Raw genomic sequence first — 23,458 nt, 5'->3', positions numbered from 1 at the left:
TGGGTTCCCGCTTTCGCGGGAACGACGGTTCGGCAGTTATCTTTTTGCTTTAAGCGAGGGTAGCACGTGAACATCTCCGATGAAATCAAGCGTTTGCACGAACTGCACCAGGCCGGCGCGCTGACCGATGCCGAATTCGAGCAAGCCAAGGCGCGGCTGCTGTCGGCTTCCGCCGACTTGAACAAGCCAGGCCACACCCCATCTGGTAACGGTAGCCTGGGCGACGAGTTCTCGCGCCTGCGCCGCTCGCGTACCGACCGCTGGATCGGCGGCGTCTGCGGCGGCCTGGCCAAGGCATCGGGCATGGATGCTTGGATCTGGCGCCTGGTGTTCGCGCTGTTCACCATCTCGTTTGGTTTCGGACTTGTAATCTACCTGCTGTTGTGGATTTTCGTCCCCGAAGAATAATCAAGGAATAATCAATGAGCACTTCTAAACAATTCGATGTCGTCGTGATCGGCGGCGGCCCTGGCGGCTACATCGCCGCAATCCGCGCCGCGCAGCTGGGCTTTAACGTCGCCTGCGTCGACGAGTGGGCCAACGCCAAGGGCGGTCCTGCCCCAGGCGGCACCTGCACCAACGTCGGTTGCATCCCTTCGAAGGCGCTGCTGCAGTCGTCCGAGCATTTCGAGCACGCCGGCCACGCATTCAAGGAGCACGGCATCGAAGTTGCCGGCCTGTCGCTGAACCTGCCGCAGATGCTCAAGCGTAAAGAAACCATCGTCAAGCAGAACAACGACGGCATCCTGTTCCTGTTCAAGAAAAACAAGGTCAGCTTCTTCCACGGCCGCGGCGCGTTTGCCGCCGCCGCGGACGGCGGCTACACCATCAACGTGACCGGCCCTGGCGCCGACACGCTGCAGGCCAAGCATGTCGTTATCGCGACCGGCTCCAACGCGCGTCCGCTGCCTGGCGCGGAATTCGACGAAAAGCTGATCCTGTCGAACACCGGCGCTCTGGCGATCGAAGCCGTTCCGGCGAAACTGGGCGTGATCGGCGCCGGCGTGATCGGCCTGGAAATGGGTAGCGTATGGCGCCGTGTCGGCGCCGACGTCACCGTCCTCGAAGGCCTGCCAACCTTCCTCGGCGCGGTCGACGAGCAGATCGCCAAGGAAGCGCACAAGCTGTTTACCAAGCAGGGCCTGAAGATCAACCTCGGCTGCAAGATCGGCGCGATCACCAAGGGCACCAACAACGTCACCGTTGAATACGCCGATGCCACCGGCGCGGCGCAGACTGCGGTGTTCGACAAGCTCATCATCTCGATCGGCCGTGTACCGAACACCATCGGCCTGGGCGCGGAAGCGGTCGGCCTGGCGCTCGACGAGCGCGGCTTCATCGCCGTCGACGACGAATGCAAGACCAACCTGCCGAACGTATGGGCAGTGGGCGACGTGGTGCGCGGCCCGATGCTGGCGCACAAGGCGGAAGAAGAGGGCGTTGCCGTCGCCGAGCGTATCGCCGGCCAGCACGGCCACGTCAACTTCAACACGATTCCGTGGGTGATCTACACCTCGCCGGAAATCGCGTGGGTTGGCCGCACCGAGCAGCAGCTCAAAGCCGACGGCGTGGCCTACAAGGCCGGCACCTTCCCGTTCATGGCCAACGGCCGTGCGCGCGCGCTGGGTGACACCTCGGGCATGGTCAAGTTTCTGGCCGATGCGACGACCGATGAAATCCTGGGCGTGCATATCGTCGGCCCGATGGCCTCCGAGCTGATCTCGGAAGCCGTGGTCGCGATGGAGTTCCGCGCATCGTCGGAAGACATCGCGCGCATCTGCCACGCACACCCATCGCTGTCGGAAGCAACCAAGGAAGCCGCGCTCGCAGTCGACAAGCGTTCGCTGAACTTCTAATCTGTACCAAGCCGGATGGGCCTCGCGCCTGTCCGGCTCCTCGCATTGCCCTCCCATGAATGTCCAAGAGTTCTACCAGCACGCGCTGTCCCAGCGTGGATTCAAGCCTGACGATGCGCAGCAGCGCGCGGTTGACCGCCTGCAGCTTGCCTATGAAGAGTGGGTGCATTTCAAGTCGCAGCGGTCGTCCAGCTTCAAGCGCCTGATCAACCGTCCGGATGTGCCGCGCGGCGTGTACCTGTGGGGCGGGGTAGGGCGCGGCAAGTCGTTTTTGATGGACAGCTTCTACTCGGTGGTGCCGGTGGTGCGCAAGACGCGCCTGCACTTCCACGAATTCATGCGCGGCGTGCACCGCCAGCTCGATGACCTCAAGGGCGTAGCCGATCCGCTCGACGAAGTGGCGCGCCGCATCGCCAAAAAATATCGCCTGATCTGCTTCGACGAATTCCATGTCTCGGACATCGCCGACGCGATGATCCTGTATAACCTGCTCACCGCATTGTTCAACAACGGCGTATCGTTCGTGATGACGTCGAACTACGATCCGGACAAGCTGTACCCGGACGGGCTGCACCGCGACCGCATGCTGCCGACCATCGCGCTGCTGAAGGACAAGCTCGACGTGATGAACGTCGACGCCGGGATCGACTATCGCAAGCGTGCGCTGGAACAGGTCGAGGCCTATTACACGCCGCTCGGCGCGGCGGCCGACAAGGCGCTGCGCGACGCTTACGCGGCAGTGGCTGAAATCGCCGATGAAGACCCGATCGTGCATATCGAGCACCGCGAAATCCGCTCGCTGCGCCGCGCCGGCGGCATCATCTGGTTCGACTTCCACACGCTGTGCGGCGGGCCGCGCTCGCAAAACGATTACCTGGAAATCGCCAGCCGCTTCCATACCGTGATCTTGTCGGGCGTGCCGGCGATGTCGGCGTCGCAGTCGTCCGAGGCGCGCCGCTTCACGTGGCTGATCGACGTGTTTTACGACCACAAGGTCAAGCTCTTGATGTCGGCCGAGGTGGAGCCGGAGCAGCTGTACACGCAGGGCCAGATGGCGAACGAGTTCCATCGCACGGCCTCGCGTATCATTGAGATGCAGTCGCGCGAATACATGGACTCCCAGCGGCGTGACGCCGCAGACGCGCTGGCCTGACCGGCGCCAACAAGGACAATAATAATGGCAACTCCGTTCGCTTACTCAACGCTTCGTCATGCCGCCGTGGTACTGGCATGCGCGGCGCTATCCGCCTGCTCCTACGTGCTGCTGCCGCCGAATGTGCAGCATGTGGCGCCAACCTCGTCGTCGCTGGCCGAAGCCGAGCGCAAGCTGGCCGACGCCATCGCCGAACGCAGCGCGATTGAAGCGGAGTTCGCGGCCAGCGAGCAGGTCTGCTACAAGAAATTCTTCGTCAACAGCTGCCTGGAGAAGGCGAAAGAGAAGCGCCGCGAAGCGCTGGCGGTGGTGCGCTCGATTGAAGTCGAAGCAGAGTTGTATCAGCGCCGCGCCAAGGCCGATGCGCGCGACCGCGCGCTGGCCGAGTCGCAGAAGGAATTCGAGGCTGACGCCGCCCAGCGCGCGGCCAATCCGCGTCCCGAGCGGGTTGAGGAACCGGCGCCGGAGCCAAAGCCGATTGCGGCGCAGACGAACCGCGCCGCCGACAACGCGGCTAAGCTGAAGCGCATCGCGGAGAAGGAGCAGGCCGAGGCAGGCCAGCGCGCGCAGAACGCCGCCAACTTCGAGAAGAAGCGCCTGGAGTCGGAGCGCCGCGAAGCCCAGCGCAGGAAGCGCCAGGCCGAACGCGAGGCCGACAATAATTAGGGGTATGGCTCCGAAACTTTCGTGACAAGCGCAATGACAGTAGCGCCGTAGACAGGGGTAATCTGTACTAGCTCATACTTGACCTGACACGAACTGTCAGATGAGTTAGAGTTCTAAGAGGCCGCTACCGGCCAAGAGCGGACCTAGCCAACCGAACACGACATATGGAAATAATCTCGACTTCACCGACTGGGCGCTTTCAAATTCAGGCTGACGTCTGGGAGGCTCGAAATTCACTTTGGGTGTACACCCCAAGCATTTTGGACGTCGAGCGGAACCTGCACATACTTTCGTTTGAGGACGAATCTTGGTCTGCAGACAATAGCGTTTGGTCCAGCGAGAACCAGGTAAGTCTCATCCTCCGCAAGTTCCCGGGGAATCATTGGCCAGAACAACTGAACGTCGAGATCGACTGCGTTGCCCAAGTTGCTACGATCGCTGCTGCAGCACCAATACCCCTTGCCAAGCTCGAGTCTGCCCTTAACCGAGCACTTACCTGGGGCTAGCGGCGGGAACCTAGTTTTACCGAAGGTCTGCAATGGGTTGCGGATTCAATCGGTGGTCGCAACACTCTAACCCATTCATGCAATCACGGGGAGGTGTTGGCGATGAAACAGAGACCTCGGATTTATTACAATGAGAGCCAGAAAGCGCTGATGTGGGATCGCTGGAAGCAAGGCGACTCCTTGCAGACGATTGCGCAGCTGTTCGACCGCAATCACTCCGCCGTTCAACGCATTCTTGCCGAAACTGGCGGTATCCGGCCAGCATCGCGATGTCGCTCTCCTCGAGCGTTGACGCTGGCCGAGCGCGAAGAGATTTCAAGACACGTCCTTGCCGGTCAATCAATCCGGTGGATTGCAGCACGGCTTTGCCGCTCACCATCGACTGTCAGTAGAGAGCTGAAGCGCAATGGCGGCAAGGAGGTGTACCGGGCCAATCAAGCGGACCAGCATGCATGGGATCGAGCGCGGCGCCCAAAAGACTGTAAGCTGACAGAGAACCCCATGCTAGCCAACCTGGTGGCCGGTAAGCTGCAAATGCAGTGGTCTCCAGAACAAATCGCGGGTTGGCTCAAACGGCTTTTCTCCGGCCGCCGGGAGTACTCCGTGTCACACGAGACCATATATCGAAGCCTGTACATCCAGGCCCGCGGTGCTCTGAAAAAAGAGCTACTAGAGCACTTGAGACGAACCCGCGTCATGCGGCGCTCGCGGCACCACACCCAAAAAACGGACAACCACGGCAGGATTAGCGATGCCGTATCAATCAGTGAGCGGCCAGCATCGGCAAGAGATCGTGCGGTCCCTGGGCACTGGGAAGGCGACCTTATTTTTGGCAGCCATAACAGCCAGATCGCGACTCTGGTCGAACGACAGACACGCTACGTCATGCTGGTGAAAGTGGATGGCAAAGATACTGAAACGGTCGTCAGTGCGTTGATAGACAATGCACGACGGCTACCGCAAGAACTCTACAAATCTCTGACGTGGGATAGAGGTAAGGAAATGGCCGGCCACAAACGATTTACATTGGCGACCGACATTCAGGTCTATTTCTGTGATCCCAGAAACCCATGGCAACGCGGCTCGAACGAGAACACGAATGGATTACTGAGACAGTATCTTCCTAAAGGACTAGACCTATCCGCCTACACGCAGGACAATCTGGATGAGATTGCCAGGCGACTCAACGAGCGACCACGGAAGACGCTGCTTTACGAGACTCCTGCTCAACGATTTGAAAGCTGTGTTGCGATGATCAGTTGAATCCGCAGTCGGATGCAGCCAGTCAAACGTCGTGTGTCAGGTCAAGTCTGAGCTAATACAGGTAATCGCAAGGAGCACCTTCTCGCCAATCGCGACTTTATTTATTACCGAGTGAATCGCCACGAGTTTGGTAGACACTCGCGAGCCTTTCAAAATACCGCTTTAACTATTCGGAGCATTCGAGCATTTCTTTTGCCCTTAAACTTTCAAGTGCGACGGCAGCACGAAGCCATATCAACTCTTGCTCAGTTCCACGAACTCCATCCTGCCCAGCAAGTTCGACTATTGCCTGGGTACTACCTAAGTGTGCCGCAGCGGTCAATCTCTCGGTCCAATCTTTAGGGCGATCCGCGTCATAATGCGTAGCGTCACAGATGGCAAAAAGCGCCGCACCATTTCCAAGCGAGGCAGACTTTTCCCAGAGCGCAAGGGCATCCTGATCTGATGCCAGAAAACGGTGACGATCCCATTTGCACTTTTGCCCGGCATCATGAAGATCATCCGGGTCTGACAGTGTTGAATGCATTGCCCGAGCCTGGTCTGCCCACATCCTTGCCACTTTTGGATCGGGGTCAACGAGTCCTCCAAAATCGTACACATACATCATGCACAATTTGGCTAAATAGCATTCCTTGACAGCCAGATCTTCTAATAGGCGTAGTCCGAGCCTTGCCACGTCTTCCTGGTCATTGCATGCCAGCAAATATGCCGATTCTGCTGCCGCTCGATGAGTCATTCCTGTCCCCTCACTCCGCCCATTCAATTCGTCAACGTGTTCAGCATCGTGTAAAGCTACGCTGCGTAAATTTTCCAATGTCCCCTCTTGGTTGCCGACCTTGCGGCGAAGGCGACACGGGCCGCCCCGGCTCCGCCCGCTCCTCACCTTTGCTATCGTTCCCCACGCCACTATTTTCCCGGGAAGAGGGTGGGGCCCCATTTGGTACTGGCGCACTCCGTCCCCTGTTTGTCTCGCTTCCCGAAGCGAAGGGTCAGAATGTCTCCCACAAGCGTCCGGTGCAGGGGTGGCTGGTAGTGAGCGAAGGCCTTTTCCACAGGAGCCATGTCTTCCGTAAACATGCCTGTGCTCGCTGGGCCAATCCAGTACCTGCTGTTGTCGCCGTAGGGCTCCCAGACAATGCAGGGATACCCTCGGTACTTAAACTTCACATGGACGTCGCTGTCGCGGGAGAAGAGACGGCGCTGCTCCACCTCCGTCACGCCCTCCGTCCCTCGGAGGATTTGAGCGACCGCAGATGGCCCGATGTATGCGTTTTCCACCTCAAAGGCGGAAAGCCGCCCATCCGGTTCCGATGTTGCAGGGAATGTCCTCATGTTCACCTCGTTAGCAACCGCAGCCAAGCCCACCACCAAATGCGCCTGCACCTCCGACACCGCGCCGTACGCGTTCACCCCGAGATCACCGATGGTGACGCTGACCAGCCGCTTGCATCTCGTGATTTTGTCGGCCGCCACTTCACGTGGCTGATCGACGTGTTCAACGACCAACAAGGTCAAGCTCTGATGTCGGCCGAGGTGGTGCCGGAGCATGATGCTGTGACATGGTCTCGCGAGTCGGCCTTGTCGCCACGCTGATAGAGCTCGGCTTCGCCGTCAATCTAACTTACCACTGCCACTGCCACTGCCACTGCCACTGCCTCGGCCGGCGCAGCGCAGCGCCGCGGTCAGCCAAGGACCGCGCCGGCGAGATAGGTGTACACAGGAATGCCGAACAAAAGATTTAAGGGAAACGTCACGCCCAGCGACATGCTGAAATAGATCGACGGGTTCGCCTCTGGAATCGCATACCGCAAGGCAGCCGGAACCGCGATGTAAGAAGCACTCGCGGCAAGGATCATCAGCAGCGCACCGTTGCCGGTCGACAGACCCAGCATCAGCGACAGGCCAAGTGCGAGGCCAGCATGCAGAACCGGCGCGCCGCTGGCGTAAGCGATCAGCCAGCGCGATTGCTCGCGCAATTTTCCCAGATTGCGCGCAGTCATCAGCCCCATGTCGAGCAGGAAGAAGGCGAGCATGCCTTTGAACAGGTCGATGGAAAACGGCGCCATCGCCGCTTTTCCGGCTTCTCCCGTCAGCAGTCCGACCACCATCGCGCCCAGCAGCAATAGCTGGGTGCCATCGGTCAGCGATTCGTGAAGAATCTTTCCCAGCCCACTTTGCTTCGGCCCGCCCACGCCAAGCACGGCTGCGCCGCCGGCTGCCATCACCGGTTGCGCCGCCGTTTGCCTCAGCGTGTTGGCAATCACGACGGCAATGATGATGGCGGGCGATTCCATCAGCGCCATGGCGGCCGCCATATGGCCGCCATACACGATCTGCTGGGCATCCAGGTACTGCGTGGCGGTGATGAAGGTCACGGCGCTGACCGAGCCGTAGGTGGCGGCGACCGCGGCGGCATCGAACGCCGGCAGGCTGCGCTTGAGCAGGTGGTAAGAAATGAGCGGGACGATGATCGCCAGCAGCACCGCGCAGCCCAGGCTCACAGCCACTTCGGTCGTCAGGCCCGATTGCGCGAGCGCGAAGCCGCCTTTCAAGCCCAGCGCCATGAGCAGGTAGAGCGACAGGAAGCGCGAGATCGGCTGGGGAATTTCAAGATTGGACTTGAGGCAACCGGCAAGGATGCCGAAGGCGAAGAACAGGATGGCTGGATCGAGGAGGTTGTGCATGGGAAGCGTTGTTTGCGAAGGTTAAGCATCCTAACGGCTGCGATCGATTTATAAAAATCGATTATCATGATGGCTAGAATAGAGAAAAATCTATGAACGCCACTTTCCGCCAGCTTCGCCTGTTCCTGTTCTTTGCCGAACACCTGAGTGTGACTGCGGCCGCGCGTGCCTGTCACGTCACCCAGCCGACCGCCTCGATGCAGCTAAAGGAGCTTTCCGAGGGTATCGGGCTGCCCCTGTACGAACAGGTGGGCAAGCGGCTTTACCTGACCGCCGCTGGCGAAGCGCTGGCCACCACCGCGCGCAACATGATGAACGAATGGGGCGCGTTTGAGCAGCACGCCGACGCGCTCAAGGGCATGACCCGCGGACGGTTGCGGCTGTCGGTGGTTAGCACCGCGAAATATTTCGTGCCGCGTGTTCTGGGAACGTTTTGCGCGCTGTATCCGGATGTCGATATCGCCCTCGAAGTGCTGAACCGCGATGGCGTGCTGAACCGGCTACGCGAGAACCTCGATGACCTCTACATCATGTCGATGCCGCCCGACGACATGGAGCTCGAGCGCCACGCCTTTCTGACCAACCCGCTCGACGTGATTGCGATCGACTCGCATCCACTGGCGGGAAGGCAGCAGGTTACGCTGGCGGACCTGGGTGCGATGCGCTTCATCCTGCGCGAGAAGGGCTCGGGCACCCGGTTGGCCGGCGACAACCAGTTCAGGCGCCTGGGATTCGAGCCGACGGTGAGGATGGAGTTGGGCAGTAATGAAGCGATCAAGCAAGCGGTCGCGGCGGGACTGGGAATTGCTGTCGTGTCCCGCCACGCGCTGGCGAAGAATCCGGCCGATGAGCATCTTGCCGTGCTCGATGTCGCCGGTTTCCCGGTGCAGTCCAACTGGTGGACAATCTACCGGAAAGGCAAGAAGCTCTCGCCGGTCGCCAGCGCGTTCCTGCAGCACCTCGAGCAGCGGGCAGGGGACTAGGCGGCTGCGCGGCAGAGCTGGTTCGAACGGGGCGATGCCACGCTGCGGATGGGTATTTGCGCTCTTATCGCTTGCCGTTGCCGGTCACATTTGTCATCCATGTTGATATCGTCGCCAGCGCGGACGGCGCGATGGTTTCTTCAATCAGCCCATACTCGCCGGGATGCCCGGTCCTGGCCGTCTGGAAATTATGGTTCAGCCCAGCAAGCTGGCGCACCGTCGCCAGTGGCGCGGCGCGCTTGAGCGCGCGCTCGATTTCGTTCAGGTTGTCGGCCGGCGTCACCTGCATGTCCTTTTCGCCGCCCAGCGCGAGCACCGGACAAGTGACCCGATTCAGGTACACGCGCGGATCCAGCGCAAGAAATCGCCGATGCCACGGCGTCAGCAGCCCCTCGAAGGCTTCGTCGGGCAGGCCGTCAGGCGCGATGCCGAGTTCGGCCTTGGTCGCCGCTGGCAGTGCAAGCGTCGCCGCGCGCATCGCGCTGAGCGCGTCGGTGCGATTCCGATCGCTTGCCGCGATGTCCAGCAGGTCGCGCTCTTGCGACTGGTTCAGGAGGACAAGTGCTTCCGGCATCCCGTCGGCGCGCCGGGCGGCGGCATCTTGCCGGGTTTGGACTTCTGCGCCGGGGAGTCCTGTGCCGCCGAGCATGACAATGAAGCGCACTTCAGCTGGCGCTTGCGCAGCCACCATCGACGCAATGATCGCGCCCTCGCTGTGGCCGACGATGCCGATCTGCGCTGAACGGACCTGCGGCTGAATTTGAAGGAAGCGGACCGCGGCCAGTGCATCGTCGGCGTAGTCATCCGTCGTGGAGCCCGGATGTAAGTTGCCGCCCGTCAGGCCGACACCGCGCTTGTCATAGCGCAGTACGGCGAAGCCCTGGCGGGTCAGGTGATCGGCCAGGACGGCCATCGTTTTGTGCAGCGACATGCCGCCATCGCGATCGTGGGGGCCTGATCCGGCAACCAGCACCACACCAGGAAAAGGCCCGGCCGATGATGGATAGCTTAGCGTACCGACTGGCGCCACCTCGGGATTCCCGGTATCGAACACGACGTCCTGGCTGACATAGGGAAGCGGCGCGGCGGGGTGCTGCGGTCGGCGGCGCTCGGCGTACACGTGAAAGCGGCCGTTGGCATGCTCGATCAGGAGGGGCGTGGCGATGCCGCTTCCGCCGGTCGCCGTCATCCGCATCGGCAATCCGCTTGCCGGCACCCGTGGGGCGTCTGCGACCCGCAACTTGCGCTTGTCAAACTCGGCCTGGATCCCGGCAAACTGGTCGACGGAAAACAGATGGCGCTTGATGGTGTTGCCGCTGAACTGACCTGGCTTTGCACTGGCCGCGGGAGGTGCGGCCTGCACCGTGCTGGCAACGGCTAGTGCAACGAGTAGGAGGCGGATATGCATGTCATTTTCCATTTGATTGAAAGGAAATAACATACGCGGATAATGGCCGCGACGGATGCCCTACGGGATGAAATGTTGGAAACACAGCATGAGCCGCAGATTCCAGCGATAGACCGCGCGGCCGCGGCGCGAAACGCCGCCGATTCGCGTCCCCTCAGACTGCCCGGCGCATCTTTTCCACCTTATAGTCCGGCACTTCCTTCGGCGGGCGCACCAGCTTGATCATCGCCATCGTGCAGTTGTCGCCCTTGCCGTCGGCGCGTTCGATTGCCTTGTTGATCAGCATTTCGGACGCCTGGCGCGGGGCGTTCTTGTTCAGCACCGAGCCCAGCTCGGTATCGGTAAAGTACGCCCACAGGCCGTCCGAGCACAACAGGAAAGCGTCGTCCGCGGCGAGGCCATCGTGGCTGCCGATCGCCACGAACGGTTCCTTGACGATATTGCCAAGCACGTTGGCCAGCAGCGGCGACTGGCGGTGCGCCTTCGCAGCTTCCAGCGGAAGCTTGTCGTTCACGGTCAAATGGTCGACATACGCCGCGTCCGTGGTGCGGGCGCGGCACTGGCCAGCAACGAAATGGTAGAGGCGCGAATCGCCGGCATGCGCCCAGACCGCCTGTCCTTGCGGGCTGATCAGCAAGCCGACGAAGCTGGCGGTCGGCTCGGTGCCGGTGGTGACGCCGTTCATCTTGATGACCAGGTGGCTCTCGTGCACGATGGCGCGCAGCAGGTCGGCCATGCGCGCGGTGCTGGCGACGTCGCCAGGCTTGAATTCATTGAACACCAGCCTGGCCGTGTGCAGCACCTGCTCGGGCGCGATGGCGCCGCCGGCCTGGCCGTCGGCCAGGATGGCCAGCACATAGCCCGGCGCGCGCGCGCCGGTGAACAGGGCAGCGCGGTCGTTCTGCTGTGCGCGGTTGCCAATGTGCTGCGCCGTGCCCGCTTCAATCTTGTATGAACTCATCTCGTCTATGTTTTCCGTTGCTGCGTTATCACTGCAATTGCAGCGCGCGCTCGATCTGTATTGGCGGCAACGTCGCGGTAGATTAAACTATGCACCGGGAACACCCTAAGTTGCAAGATGAAACGGTTGTCCTCCCGAAACTTTTGTATCCAAATGTATGCACGCCGCACGGCGCCCGTTAGCAGCACTGAAACAAGGTTGGGAAAGCGACAATGACTGACGTAGAAAATATCCAGAGCCGCCTCGTCGAACTCGACGTGGAACATCGCGATCTGGACGCGGTCATAAACAAGCTGACCGAGGACGGCCACAACGACCAGCTGCAGCTGCGCCGCCTGAAAAAGCGCAAACTGCAGCTGAAAGACCATATCACCCTGCTGAAAATGCAATTGGTGCCGGACGTTCCGGCCTGATTTGTCTTCGCATTACCTGCCATCCACTTTGACCGAGCAAACACCAGCCCCGGGCACGACCGGCGTGCTGCCTGACCAGGGCGCCTTCGAGGCCGCTCCGGCCGGCAAGTACGACGCCGAAATCGACCGCCTGTTTTCCGCGGGCGGCCCCCTTGCGCCTTCGGTCGGTGCGTTCAGCCCGCGCCGCTCGCAAACCGAGATGGCCAAATCGATCGCGCAAGCCATCGCCGGCCAGAAAACCCTGATCGCCGAAGCCGGCACCGGCACCGGCAAGACCTTCGCCTACCTGGTCCCGGCACTGCTGTGGGGCGGCAAGACCATCGTCTCGACCGGCACCAAGAACTTGCAGGACCAGCTGTTCCTGCGCGATATCCCGACCGTGCGCACCGCCTTGCGCGCGCCGGTCTCGGTGGCGCTGCTCAAGGGGCGCTCGAATTACGTCTGCCATTACCACCTCGAACGCACGCTCAACAACGGGCGCATGACCTCGCGCGACGACGTCGGCCACCTGCGCGAGATTTCGCGCTTCATCAAGATGACCAGTTCGGGCGACAAGGCCGAACTGACCAAGGTGCCCGAGAACGCCACCATCTGGAACCTGGTCACCTCGACCCGCGACACCTGCATGGGCGCCGAGTGCCAGTACTACCAGGACTGCTTCGTGATGAAGGCGCGCCGCGAGGCCCAGCAGGCCGATGTGGTGGTGGTCAACCACCACCTGTTCTTCGCCGATGTGGCGCTGAAGGACACCGGCGTGGCCGAGCTGCTGCCGTCGGCCAACACCATCATCTTCGACGAAGCGCACCAGCTGCCCGACACCGCCACCTTGTTCTTCGGCCAGACGGTGTCGACCTCGCAGATTCTCGAACTGTGCCGCGACGTGCTGGCCGAAGGCCTGGCCCATGCGCGCGGTGGACCGGACTGGGCCAAGGTCGTTACCGCGGTCGAGAAGGCCGCGCGCGACCTGCGCCTGGCCTTCCCGCAAGACATCATGCGCCTGGCGCTGGCGCAGATCATGCCGTCGTCCGACTTTTTCCCCGCGCTGGACACCTTGAAGGAGCAGCTGGCGGCGATGATCGATGTGCTGGAAGACCAGGCCGCGCGCGCCGAAAGCATCGAGCAATGCCGCGTGCGCGCGGTCGAGCTGGCAGCGGGCCTGGATGCCTGGAAGGCCGACACCAAAGGCAAGGTGGTCGAGGGCGACCAGGCGGTGTTGTGGGTCGAGGCGTTCTCGTCCGCGCTGCAGCTGCACAAAACGCCGCTGTCGATCGCGCCGATCTTCTCGAACCAGCGCGAAGGCACGCCGCGCAGCTGGATCTTTACGTCGGCAACCTTAGCCGTCAAGAATGACTTCAAGCACTTTTCGGCGCAGATGGGCCTGGAAGGCGAAGAGGCCAAGAACTGGCCAAGCCCGTTCAATTACGAGCAGCAAGGATTACTGTACGTGCCGAGCGGACTGCCGGAGCCGAACGCGTTCGGCTACACCGATGCGGTGGTCGATGCGGCGCTGCCGGTGATCGAGGCGGCCGGCGGGCGCACCTTTTTCCTGTGCACGACGATTCGCGCGGTCAAGCATGTGGCGGAACGGCTGCGCACCGAGTTCGCCGCGCGCGGCCTCGATTTCCCACTGTTTGTGCAGGGCGAGCGCGGACGCACCGAACTGCTCGACTCGTTCCGTGCGGCGGGCAACGCGGTGCTGGTCGGCAGCCAGAGTTTCTGGGAAGGCGTCGACGTGCGCGGCGACGCGCTGTCGCTGGTGATCATCGACAAGATGCCGTTCGCGCCGCCCGATGACCCGGTGCTGGCCGCGCGCATCGACGTGATGGAAAAGCAGGGCATGAACGGGTTCATGCACCATACCTTGCCGGAGGCGATCATCAACCTGAAACAGGGGGCAGGGCGCCTGATCCGCGACGAGACCGACCGTGGCGTGCTGATGATCTGCGATCCGCGCATCATCAGTAAATCGTACGGCCGCCGCGTGTGGCAGAGTCTTCCGCCATTCAAGCGCACCCGCGTGGAAGCCGACGTGATCGCGTTTTTCAAACCCGCCGATCCGGCCTGACGTCGTTCCCGCGCAGGCGGGAACCTATGCCGGGCATGGATTCCCGCGTACGCGGGAACGACGGGGTCAAGGGTTGATGACGACTTTTCCGGTCACTTTACGCGCCGCCATGTCGTTCAAGGCCTGCGCCGTGTCTTCCAGCTTGTACCGGCCCGAAATGTGCGGCCTGATCTTGCCTTCGGCCAGCCAGCCCATCATCTCGCGCATCGCCGCCAGGTTCGCCTTCGGCTCGCGCTTGGCGAATTCGCCCCAGAACACGCCGACCAGCGACGCGCCCTTGAGCAGCGCCAGGTTCAGCGGCAGCTTGGGAATCTCGCCGTTCGCGAACCCGACCACCAGATAGCGCCCGCGCCATCCGATCGAGCGGAATGCCGGCTCGGCGTACTCCCCGCCCACCGGGTCGTAAATCACGTCCGGCCCCTTGCCATCGGTGGCCGCCTTGATCGCCTCGCGCAAATCTTCGGTCGCATAATTGATGGTCGCGTCGGCGCCGTGCGCGCGGCATACCGCCAGCTTTTCATCCGATGACGCCGCCGCGATCACGCGCGCGCCAAGCGCCTTGCCGATCTCGATCGCCGCCAGTCCGACGCCGCCAGCGGCGCCCAGCACCAGCATGGTCTCGCCTGCCTTCAGCGCGGCGCGATCGGCCACCGCGTGATGGGAAGTGCCGTAGGTCAGGGTGATCGCCGCCGCGGTATCGAAGTCCATTCCCGGAGGCATCGGCATCAGTGCGCGCACCGGCACCAGTGCCTGCTGCGCAAACGCGCCGACCGGCGTAAACGCAATGACCTTGTCGCCAACGCTGAATCCGGTCACATCCGGCCCGACCGCGCGGAGCACGCCCGACAGCTCGTTGCCTGGCGTGAACGGCAACGCCGGCTTGAACTGGTACTTGCCCTGCACGATCAGCACGTCGGGAAAATTCACGCCCGCCGCCTTGACGTCGACCACCACTTCGCCCGCGCCGGGCACCAGGTCGGGCACCTCGTCCACGGTCAGGCTGTCGGGCAATCCCCACGCTTTGCACACTACTGCTTTCATGATGTCTCCGTTGTCTGGTCTCAAAAAAAGACGGTCGTTTGCTTTTGATTATGCCCGAAGTTGTGCGGCTCGACGCGGGCTCACCGCACCATCGGGAGCGCTTGCGCGTGCACAAAGTGACGAAAGTCGAGCTTGTTAGAGTCGTGGATGGAAGCGCGCCGGTTTGGCAATCTGCAAAGAGGAGGCTGCAATGGCGATCCGTTATGGCTGTTTCTTCAGTTATGCCCATGGCCGCTATGCGTTGATGAACCGGTTCAAGAATGCGCTGTCGGATGCCATCCGCTGTTATCTGGAACCCTACTTCGACAATGAGAACGAGCTGTTCATCGACACCGAACAGCTCGGCGGCGGCGACGACATCGACCGCCGCATCGCGCGCGCGATGTGCGAGAGCGTGGCGATGATCATGATCTATACGCCCAAGTATGAGTCGCACCCTTACACGCGGCGCGAATATGCCGCCATGCAGCTGCTCGAAGCCGAGCGCAGCCAGTGGTATGAGCTGCCCAGCCGCCTGATCATCCCAGTGATCATGACCAAGCATCCCGGCCGCCTGCCGCCCCAGGTGGCCGAGTCGAACATGTATGTCGACTTTTCAAACTTCACCATGGCAACGGGAGACCTGATGGCGAACCCGGATTTCCTACCCGACATCAAGAAAATCGTCGATCGCATTGCGATCCACTACGAGTATCAAAAAAAGCATATGCCGGCGAGCCATAATTGCAACCAATTTGTGCTCCCCGATGTCCCACCTGCATGGCGCGACATTCCGGATATAACTTTCCCAAAAATATGAGGAGCACTGATGGAACTGAACCGAATTACGCTTCCGCCGATAACCGCTCCCGGCGAGGTGACCACGTTTTATTCGTTCGAGAGCGGAACAGCGCGAAGCGTGGCATTGTCGAACATGGCCGTACTGCTGGCGGGGCGCCAACACGCCACGGTACCGGTGCTGATGATCGACTGGGACACCGAGTCGCCCGGACTGCACCATTTTTTCGAGCAGCGCGAAGAAAAGCTGGGACTGCTCGAATATTTCCAGGCCTGCCGCGATCACTTGCGGCTGCTGGCCGGCACCAGCGGCGGCGATGACGAGGCGATGGCGCGCCATGTGCTTGAATCAATTGATTGGGAATTGTACGTCGAGCGGGTTGACGAAAGCCGCCCGCTTTACCTGATGCGCGCCGGGCGGTTTGACGACAGCTATGGCGAGCGCGCCCATGCGATGGACTGGGACAGCCTGTTTGCCGCTTGCCCTGCGCTGTTCCGCAGTTTCGGCGATTTCATGTCGAGCAGGTTTCGCCATGTGCTGATCGATGCGCGCAGCGGGCGCTCGGCGGCCGTCAGCATCTGTACGGCGCTGTTGCCGCGCAAGCTGGTGGGCTTGTTCACACCCAACCAGCGCAGCCTGGAAGGGCTGGCCGGCGTGGTCAACCGCGCCATCGATTACCGTTGCAGCCACGAAGAAGCGCAGCGGCCACTGATGGTGTATCCGCTGCCCGCGCTGGTCGACAGCGCCGACTGCGAACGCCGCATGCAGTGGCGGCGCGGCGACCCGCTGCGCGGCAGCACCGGCTATCAGCCAGTGCTCGAACGCCTGCTGGCGCAGTCGTACGGCTTGTCGCAGCTGTCGCTCGACAGCTACCTTGACGAAGTCCAGCTGCAGCAGACCGCGGCCATGTCGGGCGGGGCGCCGCTGTCGCATCTGCGCGGCCATGGCGTCGACCGCTTCTCGCTCGAACGCACCTTCGACACGCTGCTTGACTGGATGGAGCACGACCGTTTTCCGTGGCAGTCGCGCAGCGAAATCGCGCTGCTCGGCACGATTGCGGCGGCGCGTGCGCAGGCCGGCGATGCGCTGTCCGGTCCGGCGCTGCTGCCGCTGGCGCGCGACCTGGCCGAACTCGGCGACCTGTATCGCGCCAATGGCAGGGAAGTGCAGGCGCGCGAGTGTCTGGAAGAGAGCCTGTCGATCCGCCAGCGCATGCTGGGCAACGACGATCCGGATACCCGCGCCGGCTGCAGCAAGCTGGCGCGGCTGCTGCGCGATTCCGGCAAGCTCGATGATGCCCGCGAGCTGTACGCGATGCTGGCGCGCGACTGCCAGCGGCTGCTTGGGGAAGAACATCCCGAAACCCTGGCGGCGCGCTCCGGTCTCGCTTCGACCCTGGCTCAGCTGGGCGAGTTCGACGAAGCGCTTGCGCTGCACGCGGCCATCACGCGGATCTGCGAAGACCGGTTCGGCAACGACCACTTGCTGACACTGAACAGCTATGCGGGCCAGGCGCAGACGCTGGCGCGCCAGCGCGAGTTCAGCCGTGCGCGGATGCTGTTTGAGCTGGTGCTTGACGGACGCCAGCGCCTGCTCGGCAATGAACACGACGACACCTTGCGCTGCGCGCAACAGCTGGCGATCGTGCTGTCGGACCTCGGCGACATGGCCAACGCCAAAAAGCTGCAGCAGGGCGTGGTCGCGGCGCGCGAGCGCCATGCCGGGGCGGACCATCCGTCAACGGTGAAGGCGCGCGAGATCCTGGCTGAAATCCTTGCCGGGCTGGGCGATATTCCGGCGGTGCGCGCGCTGCAGGAAGAATTGGCGCGTACGCGCGAGCGCAACCTCGGCTCCGAACATCCGGAAACCCTCAGCATTCAGCTGAGCCTGGCAACGACGCTGGGTATGCAGGGCGAACTCGATGCTGCCTGTGTGCTGCAGCAGCGCGTGGTGGACACCCAGGAGCGCATGTACGGCGCCGACAGCCCGCAGACTTTGCACAGCAAGAAAATGCTGGCAAAAACGCTCAGCGAACAGGGGCACACGCTCGACGCGCGCCGGCTCGAAGACGCGGTCGCGCACCGGGCCGACCGGCAGCTGGCGCCGCGCGCGATGGTGTCCGGGCCGCACGAGTCGCACCGACTGTTGCATTACCCCGCGGCCGGTCCGCAAGAGCGCGACCATGCCAGCGAGCAGCTGATGCAGTCGCTCAATGAAAAGCTGGAGCAGCTGCAGCAGCTGATCGACAGCCGCAGCGACGGCGAAGCGCGCGAGCTGGCCGACAGCCTGCGCAAGTCGGTGCTGCGCCCGAGCGTCGCCCATCCCCTCAGAAAGCGCGGCGTGGCCATGATCCGCAAGGTCTACACGCGCGACGGCGACAAGGACGCCTTGCTGTCGTTCGTACAAGATGAGGTGGCTCTGCTCGACGCCCACCTGAACCACGCCGCGGGCGGAAGGAGGGTCGCCGCAGAATAAGTGTTGGTAGGCAATGGAAATGTTGCAGCTGAACGAACGACAGGACCGTTGCTTCAGGTAAAATCGCGGGATGCGAATCTTAATCAGTAACGACGACGGCTATCTCGCCCCCGGCATCAATGCATTGGCCGATGCACTGGCATCGGTGGCCGACATCGTGGTGGTGGCGCCCGACAGCAACCGCTCGGGCGCGTCCAACTCGCTGTCGCTCGACCGTCCGCTGTCGGTGACCAAGGCCGCCAACGGCTTTTATTTCGTCAACGGCACGCCGACCGACTGCGTCCACATCGCGCTGACCGGCATGCTCGACTACCGGCCGGACCTGATCGTTTCCGGCATCAACAACGGCCAGAACATGGGGGACGACACCCTGTATTCGGGCACCGTGGCCGCCGCCACCGAAGGCTTCCTGTTCGGCATCCCGGCGATCGCTTTTTCGCAAGTCGACTACGGCTGGGGCAACATCGACGCCGCCGCCAGGGTTGCGCGCGACCTGGTGATGCGCCGCTTCGACGAACTGCCGTCGCCTTACCTGCTGAACGTAAATATCCCGAACCTGCCGTACGAGCAGCTGACCACGATCACTGCGACCCGCCTCGGGCGCCGCCACCAGGCCGAAGCCGTGATCCGCGCGCTCGACCCGCGCGGGCGCGAGATCTTCTGGATCGGGCCGCCGGGCGCGACCCGCGACGCCGGCGAAGGCACCGACTTCCACGCGACCAGCCAGGGACAGGTGTCGATCACTCCCTTGCAAATCGACCTCACCCACAAGCTCCAGCTCGATTTGCTGGCCAAGGGACTCGCATGAACGACAAGCGCAGCAATTTCCCCTTGCCGCTGTCCTCGGTAACGGGCAGCAACGCCAAGCCAGGCGGCGTGCCGTCCAGCCAGCCGATCCGCGTGGCCACGCCGCAGACGGCGACACGCAATGCCGCGCATACCGCGGTGCAAGGAGCTTTTGTTGCTCGGGTTGCAACGCCGGTTCGTTCCGGCGCCGCGCCCGTGCAGGGCTTCGCCCAGCGCGTGCAACCGGTTCCGGTGGCCGCGCCGCGCGCCGACATGATGATTTCGGATGCGATCCGCAACCAGATGGTACAGCGGGTCGCGCGCCAGGGCGTCCAGGACCAGGTGGTGCTGGCCGCGCTCAATACCGTGCCGCGCCATGGCTTCATCGAGCCGGCGCTGTCGGCCCAGGCGTATATCGACGCCTCGCTGCCGATCGGGCATCACCAGACCATTTCCCAGCCATACATCGTCGCGCGCATGATCGAAGTGATGCGCAACGGTGGTCAACTTAACAACGTGCTCGAGATCGGCACTGGCTGCGGCTACCAGGCTGCGGTGCTCTCTTGCGTGGCGCGCAACGTGTTTTCGATCGAGCGGATCAAGCCGCTGCACGAGCTGGCCAAGGCCAATTTGCGTCCGTTGCGTATTGCAAACCTGCGTTTGCATTACGGAGATGGTATGCTTGGCCTGCCGCAGGCTGCCCCGTTCGACGGCATCATCCTCGCGGCGGCCGGTCTCGCGGTGCCGCAGGCGCTGCTTGAACAACTGACAATCGGCGGACGCCTGGTTGCCCCGGTGGGTGCGCAGACACAGCACCTGCAATTGATTACCCGCACCGGCAAGGCAGAATGGACCAGCGACACGTTGGAAGCGTGCCACTTCGTGCCGTTGCGTCCTGGCATCGTTTAAACGGATGCCAGGCTTGTCGACCTACAGAATATGAGAATGAATCAAAAAATCCAATATGCACTGCTGGCCGTTACCGTCGGCCTGCTTTCCGCCTGTACCAGCAGCACCCGCAAGGCGCCCGTCGTCGAGCGCACCCAGCCTGCGCCGTCGCGCCCGTCGGCGCCCGCGCCCCAGCCAGTCAAGGAAGACCGTAACCAATACACCGTGCAGAAGGGCGACACCCTGATGGGCATCGCGCTCGACTTCGGCCAGAACTACCGCGACCTGGTTGTCTGGAACAACCTGTCGGACCCGAACGACATCAAGTATGGCCAGGTGCTGCGCGTGTCGCCGCCTGCCCAGCTGGCGCAGGCCGCGCCGGTTGCCCCGCCGGAAACCCGCCAGCCTGTGGTGCCGCGCAAGACCACGCCGCGCGCCGACAAGCGCCCGTACACCGACACCGCGGTGGCCGACGCCCAGAAGGGCGAGGGCAACAACGGCCGCGCCGACCAGAGACCGGTCGAGCGTCCCGAGCCGGCCGCGCCAATCGCCGTCGCCGCGCCGGCCGCGCCAGTGATCGTGCCAGGGGCGACCGTCACTGCCACCGACGACGAAAAGCTGTCGTGGATGTGGCCATCGGACGGCCGCATTGTCGCCACTTTCGACGAAGGCAAGAATAAAGGCATCGACATTGCCGGCCGGGCAGGGCAGCATGTGATGGCCGCCGGCGCCGGAAAAGTCATGTATGCAGGCAGCGGCATCCGCGGATATGGTAATCTCGTCATCGTTAAGCATAGCAACAGCCTGCTGTCCGCCTACGCCCACAACCGCAGCATCGTGGTCAAGGAAGGACAGAACGTGAACAAGGGACAGGTCATCGCCGAAATGGGCGATTCCGATGCCGACTCGGTTAAACTGCACTTCGAGATCCGCCAGCAGGGCAAGCCGGTCGACCCATCGAAGTTTTTGCCGATACGCTAAACACTCCTTCCGGAGAGTAGCAAATGTCACACTCGCCGCGCCAACTTGAAGACGACCCCTCGGCCGATGATTATCCCGACGAGGCGATAGATGACGGCGAGGGCGGCGACGCGCCCGCCAGCGGGGCCGAAGCGGTTCCGGTACTCGAGACCGTTGACGAGCTCAAGAAAGTGCTGGCAGCCGAGCTCTCCACCGACACCACCCAGCATTACCTGAACCAGATCGGCACCAGGGCGTTGCTTACCGCGCCCCAGGAAGTGCATTTCGCCACCTTGGCCAAGGCGGGCGACTTCGACGCGCGCCAGGCCATGATCGAGCACAACCTGCGGCTGGTGGTGTCGATCGCCAAGCACTACATCAACCGCGGCGTCGTGCTGCTCGACATGATCGAGGAAGGCAATATCGGCTTGATGCGCGCGATCGACAAGTTCGAGCCCGAGCGCGGCTTCCGTTTTTCGACCTACGCCACCTGGTGGATCCGCCAGAGCATCGAGCGCGCCATCATGAACCAGGCGCGCACGGTGCGCTTGCCGGTGCACATGGTGCGCGAGCTGAACCAGATCCTGCGCGCCAAATACCACCTCGAAGCCCAGCACCATGACGGCAAGGACGCCAAGGCCGAAGACATCGCCCACCTGGTCGGGCGGCCGGTCGAGGAGGTGCAGGACATCCTGGCGCTGTCCGAGCACGCCACCTCGCTCGACGCCCCGCTGGACAACGATCCCCAGTCCAGCCTGATGGACATGCTGCCTGGCGACGCCGACGACGCCCCCGATTCGCGCGCCGAACACCACGAAATGACGCTGCTGGTGCGCGACTGGCTCAGCCGCCTGCCGGACAAGCAGCGCATCGTGGTGATGCGCCGATTTGGCCTCGACAACGACGATCCGGCCACCCTGGAAACCCTGGCCGAAGAGATGGGCGTGACGCGCGAGCGGGTGCGCCAGATCCAGCAGGAAGCGCTGATCAAGCTGAAGCGGGCGATGGCCTCGCGTGGCGTGGTGCGCGATTCCTTGCTATGATGCGCACCGGCTGAGCAGCCGAAACGCCGTCGTTCCCGCGAACGCGGGAACCCATCGCTCCTCCGCGCAGAGGTGGCATCGATTCCCGCGTGGGCCGGAATGACGGTGAATTCACCACACCACTTTCCCCATCCCTTATCGCTATGCACGACAAGATCATCGACATCAAATCCCTCGACATGGACGCGCGCGGCGTCGGCCACCTCGACAATGAAGACGGCTCGCCGGGCAAGGTGGTGTTTGTCGAAGGCGCGCTGCCGGGCGAGCGGGTCAGCTTCGCGACGACCAAGAAAAAGAAGAACTGGGAGGCCGGGCACATGACGGTGCTGCACCGCGAATCGTCGATGCGCGTTGCGCCGCGCTGCCCGCATTTCGGTGTCTGCGGCGGCTGCTCGATGCAGCACATGGAGCCATCGGCCCAGGTCGCCGTCAAGCAGCGCGTGCTGGAAGATAACCTGTGGCACATCAGCAAGGTCAAGGCCGGCAACGTCATGCGGCCGATGTACGGCCCGACCTGGGGCTACCGCTACCGCGCGCGCCTGTCGGCACGCTACCTGGCCAAGCGCGAGGTGGTGCTGGTCGGCTTTAACGAGCGCGGATCGAGTTTTGTTGCCGACATCACCGAATGCCATGTTCTCCCGCCACATGTATCGGCCATGCTGGTGCCGCTGCGCGAGATGATCGCCGCGATGTCCATCTACAACAAGGTGCCGCAGATCGAACTGGCGATCGGCGAAGAGCTGACGGTCATGGTAATGCGCAACATGGACGCGTTGAGCGCCCAGGACGAAGCGCTGATGCAAGCCTTCGCCGACCAGTGGAACATCCAGTGGTGGCTGCAGCCAGGCGGACCCGATACCGCGGCGCCGTTCTATCCAATCGGCAAGGAATTGTATTACAGCTTGCCCGAGTTTAATGTCCGGATGCCATTCAAGCCGACCGACTTTACCCAGGTGAACCACCATATCAACCGGGTGCTGGTGCACAAGGCGCTGCTGTTGCTGGACGTGCAGGCTGACGAGCGCGTCGCCGACCTGTTCTGCGGCCTGGGCAACTTCACCTTGCCGCTGGCAACACTGGCGCGCGAAGTGGTCGGCATCGAGGGCAGCACTGCGCTGACCGAGCGCGCGTTGTCCAATGCGCGCGCCAACGGCTTGTCGGAAAAGACTGCCTTCTTCACCCGCAACCTGTTCGACGTGACCACCGAGGACCTGGTCGCCCTCGGCAAGTTCGACCGCATGCTGATCGATCCGCCGCGCGACGGCGCCGCCGCCTTGTCGGCAGCGCTGGCAGGCCTGCGCGCCAGCCACCCTGAAATGATGCCAAAGCGCATTGTCTACGTGTCCTGCAGCCCGTCGACGCTGGCGCGCGACGCCGGCGTGCTGGTGCACGAAGCAGGCTACGTGCTCAGCAAGGCTGGCGTGGTCAACATGTTCCCGCACACCTCCCACGTGGAGTCGATGGCCGTGTTCGATCTCGCCTAATGTACGTTCGCGCTCTGACGGGGGCGCCGGGCATCCTTTATACTC

21 protein-coding genes are annotated in these 23,458 nt (G+C 62.7%); 15 read left to right on the top strand and 6 right to left on the bottom strand.

Annotated elements, in window-relative coordinates:
- The first annotated feature begins 66 nt into the window (after positions 1-66).
- The 5 genes from I4X03_RS14185 (at position 67) to I4X03_RS14165 (ending at position 5,444) form a co-directional block, all read left to right on the top strand.
- On the top strand, positions 67-408 hold the full coding sequence (locus I4X03_RS14185; RefSeq protein WP_223468884.1) for a PspC domain-containing protein: 342 nt from the start codon (positions 67-69) through the stop codon (positions 406-408).
- 14 nt (positions 409-422) lie between these two features.
- Positions 423-1,856: a dihydrolipoyl dehydrogenase gene (gene lpdA, locus I4X03_RS14180; RefSeq protein WP_223468883.1), complete on the top strand. Its 1,434-nt coding sequence runs from the start codon at positions 423-425 to the stop codon at positions 1,854-1,856.
- 55 nt (positions 1,857-1,911) lie between these two features.
- Positions 1,912-3,009 (top strand): cell division protein ZapE, encoded by a 1,098-nt coding sequence (zapE, locus tag I4X03_RS14175; RefSeq protein WP_223468882.1) that lies wholly within the window; start codon positions 1,912-1,914, stop codon positions 3,007-3,009.
- A gap of 24 nt (positions 3,010-3,033) precedes the next feature.
- Positions 3,034-3,675: a hypothetical protein gene (locus I4X03_RS14170; protein ID WP_223468881.1), complete on the top strand. Its 642-nt coding sequence runs from the start codon at positions 3,034-3,036 to the stop codon at positions 3,673-3,675.
- Positions 3,676-4,283: 608 nt separating this feature from the next.
- Complete coding sequence (locus I4X03_RS14165) at positions 4,284-5,444, top strand: IS30 family transposase (protein WP_223468880.1); 1,161 nt, start codon at positions 4,284-4,286, stop codon at positions 5,442-5,444.
- Between the two features lie 166 nt (positions 5,445-5,610).
- Here the strand turns inward: I4X03_RS14165 and I4X03_RS14160 are convergent, their stop codons facing one another.
- The 3 genes from I4X03_RS14160 to I4X03_RS14150 all read right to left on the bottom strand — a co-directional run bounded on the left by I4X03_RS14160 (position 5,611) and on the right by I4X03_RS14150 (position 8,128).
- The gene (locus I4X03_RS14160; protein WP_223468879.1) at positions 5,611-6,258 is read right to left on the bottom strand and encodes a hypothetical protein; all 648 of its coding nucleotides are present in this window, start codon (positions 6,256-6,258) and stop codon (positions 5,611-5,613) included.
- A 92-nt stretch (positions 6,259-6,350) separates the two neighbouring features.
- The gene (locus I4X03_RS14155) at positions 6,351-6,959 is read right to left on the bottom strand and encodes a hypothetical protein (RefSeq protein WP_223468878.1); all 609 of its coding nucleotides are present in this window, start codon (positions 6,957-6,959) and stop codon (positions 6,351-6,353) included.
- A 167-nt stretch (positions 6,960-7,126) separates the two neighbouring features.
- Positions 7,127-8,128: a sodium-dependent bicarbonate transport family permease gene (locus I4X03_RS14150; protein ID WP_223468877.1), complete on the bottom strand. Its 1,002-nt coding sequence runs from the start codon at positions 8,126-8,128 to the stop codon at positions 7,127-7,129.
- A gap of 92 nt (positions 8,129-8,220) precedes the next feature.
- On the opposite strand from I4X03_RS14150, the gene I4X03_RS14145 reads away from it, so the two are divergent.
- Positions 8,221-9,111, top strand: a complete 891-nt coding sequence (locus I4X03_RS14145; protein ID WP_223468876.1) for a LysR family transcriptional regulator — start codon at positions 8,221-8,223, stop codon at positions 9,109-9,111.
- A 64-nt stretch (positions 9,112-9,175) separates the two neighbouring features.
- On the opposite strand, the gene I4X03_RS14140 is transcribed toward I4X03_RS14145, so the two are convergent.
- Positions 9,176-10,519, bottom strand: coding sequence for an alpha/beta hydrolase family protein (locus I4X03_RS14140; RefSeq protein ID WP_223468875.1), 1,344 nt, complete (start codon positions 10,517-10,519; stop codon positions 9,176-9,178).
- A 154-nt stretch (positions 10,520-10,673) separates the two neighbouring features.
- Entirely contained in the window at positions 10,674-11,480 is an 807-nt protein-coding gene (locus tag I4X03_RS14135) for a PP2C family protein-serine/threonine phosphatase (RefSeq protein ID WP_223468874.1), read from the bottom strand.
- 212 nt (positions 11,481-11,692) lie between these two features.
- On the opposite strand from I4X03_RS14135, the gene I4X03_RS14130 reads away from it, so the two are divergent.
- Positions 11,693-11,893 (top strand): YdcH family protein, encoded by a 201-nt coding sequence (locus I4X03_RS14130; RefSeq protein ID WP_223468873.1) that lies wholly within the window; start codon positions 11,693-11,695, stop codon positions 11,891-11,893.
- Between the two features lie 28 nt (positions 11,894-11,921).
- A complete protein-coding gene (gene yoaA / locus I4X03_RS14125; RefSeq protein ID WP_370660520.1) occupies positions 11,922-13,958 on the top strand; it encodes a DNA repair helicase YoaA in 2,037 nt (678 codons plus the stop codon).
- Positions 13,959-14,024: 66 nt separating this feature from the next.
- Here yoaA and I4X03_RS14120 read toward each other — a convergent pair whose 3' ends face one another.
- Positions 14,025-14,999: an NADPH:quinone oxidoreductase family protein gene (locus I4X03_RS14120; protein WP_223468872.1), complete on the bottom strand. Its 975-nt coding sequence runs from the start codon at positions 14,997-14,999 to the stop codon at positions 14,025-14,027.
- A gap of 190 nt (positions 15,000-15,189) precedes the next feature.
- Here I4X03_RS14120 and I4X03_RS14115 point away from each other — a divergent pair, with 190 nt between their 5' ends.
- The 7 genes from I4X03_RS14115 to rlmD all read left to right on the top strand — a co-directional run bounded on the left by I4X03_RS14115 (position 15,190) and on the right by rlmD (position 23,413).
- Complete coding sequence (locus I4X03_RS14115) at positions 15,190-15,798, top strand: toll/interleukin-1 receptor domain-containing protein (protein WP_223468871.1); 609 nt, start codon at positions 15,190-15,192, stop codon at positions 15,796-15,798.
- Positions 15,799-15,807: 9 nt separating this feature from the next.
- Positions 15,808-18,252, top strand: coding sequence for a tetratricopeptide repeat protein (locus I4X03_RS14110; RefSeq protein ID WP_223468870.1), 2,445 nt, complete (start codon positions 15,808-15,810; stop codon positions 18,250-18,252).
- 70 nt (positions 18,253-18,322) lie between these two features.
- Positions 18,323-19,060 (top strand): 5'/3'-nucleotidase SurE, encoded by a 738-nt coding sequence (gene surE / locus I4X03_RS14105; protein ID WP_223468869.1) that lies wholly within the window; start codon positions 18,323-18,325, stop codon positions 19,058-19,060.
- Entirely contained in the window at positions 19,057-19,947 is an 891-nt protein-coding gene (locus I4X03_RS14100) for a protein-L-isoaspartate(D-aspartate) O-methyltransferase (protein WP_223468868.1), read from the top strand. The genes surE and I4X03_RS14100 overlap by 4 nt, the downstream gene beginning before the upstream one ends.
- A gap of 36 nt (positions 19,948-19,983) precedes the next feature.
- The gene (locus tag I4X03_RS14095; protein WP_223468867.1) at positions 19,984-20,907 is read left to right on the top strand and encodes a peptidoglycan DD-metalloendopeptidase family protein; all 924 of its coding nucleotides are present in this window, start codon (positions 19,984-19,986) and stop codon (positions 20,905-20,907) included.
- Positions 20,908-20,930: 23 nt separating this feature from the next.
- Complete coding sequence (gene rpoS / locus I4X03_RS14090; RefSeq protein WP_223468866.1) at positions 20,931-21,929, top strand: RNA polymerase sigma factor RpoS; 999 nt, start codon at positions 20,931-20,933, stop codon at positions 21,927-21,929.
- 143 nt (positions 21,930-22,072) lie between these two features.
- On the top strand, positions 22,073-23,413 hold the full coding sequence (gene rlmD / locus I4X03_RS14085; protein ID WP_223468865.1) for a 23S rRNA (uracil(1939)-C(5))-methyltransferase RlmD: 1,341 nt from the start codon (positions 22,073-22,075) through the stop codon (positions 23,411-23,413).
- Positions 23,414-23,458 lie beyond the last annotated feature (45 nt).

The sequence above is a fragment of the Massilia soli genome (genome assembly GCF_016809835.1).
In the GTDB taxonomy this organism is placed as follows: Bacteria; Pseudomonadota; Gammaproteobacteria; order Burkholderiales; family Burkholderiaceae_D; genus Telluria_A; species Telluria_A soli.
This window is presented reverse-complemented; position numbering and strand designations above follow the sequence as displayed.

What these genes read in the sequence shown, in the direction of transcription:
- lpdA (WP_223468883.1), top strand. Translation starts at nt 423, where the DNA reads ATGAGCACTTCTAAACAATTCGATGTCGTCGTGATCGGCGGCGGCCCT.
- zapE (WP_223468882.1), top strand. Translation starts at nt 1,912, where the DNA reads ATGAATGTCCAAGAGTTCTACCAGCACGCGCTGTCCCAGCGTGGATTC.
- I4X03_RS14170 (WP_223468881.1), top strand. Translation starts at nt 3,034, where the DNA reads ATGGCAACTCCGTTCGCTTACTCAACGCTTCGTCATGCCGCCGTGGTA.
- I4X03_RS14165 (WP_223468880.1), top strand. Translation starts at nt 4,284, where the DNA reads ATGAAACAGAGACCTCGGATTTATTACAATGAGAGCCAGAAAGCGCTG.
- I4X03_RS14150 (WP_223468877.1), bottom strand. Translation starts at nt 8,128, where the DNA reads ATGCACAACCTCCTCGATCCAGCCATCCTGTTCTTCGCCTTCGGCATC.
- I4X03_RS14145 (WP_223468876.1), top strand. Translation starts at nt 8,221, where the DNA reads ATGAACGCCACTTTCCGCCAGCTTCGCCTGTTCCTGTTCTTTGCCGAA.
- I4X03_RS14140 (WP_223468875.1), bottom strand. Translation starts at nt 10,519, where the DNA reads ATGCATATCCGCCTCCTACTCGTTGCACTAGCCGTTGCCAGCACGGTG.
- I4X03_RS14135 (WP_223468874.1), bottom strand. Translation starts at nt 11,480, where the DNA reads ATGAGTTCATACAAGATTGAAGCGGGCACGGCGCAGCACATTGGCAAC.
- I4X03_RS14130 (WP_223468873.1), top strand. Translation starts at nt 11,693, where the DNA reads ATGACTGACGTAGAAAATATCCAGAGCCGCCTCGTCGAACTCGACGTG.
- I4X03_RS14120 (WP_223468872.1), bottom strand. Translation starts at nt 14,999, where the DNA reads ATGAAAGCAGTAGTGTGCAAAGCGTGGGGATTGCCCGACAGCCTGACC.
- I4X03_RS14115 (WP_223468871.1), top strand. Translation starts at nt 15,190, where the DNA reads ATGGCGATCCGTTATGGCTGTTTCTTCAGTTATGCCCATGGCCGCTAT.
- I4X03_RS14110 (WP_223468870.1), top strand. Translation starts at nt 15,808, where the DNA reads ATGGAACTGAACCGAATTACGCTTCCGCCGATAACCGCTCCCGGCGAG.
- surE (WP_223468869.1), top strand. Translation starts at nt 18,323, where the DNA reads ATGCGAATCTTAATCAGTAACGACGACGGCTATCTCGCCCCCGGCATC.
- I4X03_RS14100 (WP_223468868.1), top strand. Translation starts at nt 19,057, where the DNA reads ATGAACGACAAGCGCAGCAATTTCCCCTTGCCGCTGTCCTCGGTAACG.
- I4X03_RS14095 (WP_223468867.1), top strand. Translation starts at nt 19,984, where the DNA reads ATGAATCAAAAAATCCAATATGCACTGCTGGCCGTTACCGTCGGCCTG.
- rpoS (WP_223468866.1), top strand. Translation starts at nt 20,931, where the DNA reads ATGTCACACTCGCCGCGCCAACTTGAAGACGACCCCTCGGCCGATGAT.
- rlmD (WP_223468865.1), top strand. Translation starts at nt 22,073, where the DNA reads ATGCACGACAAGATCATCGACATCAAATCCCTCGACATGGACGCGCGC.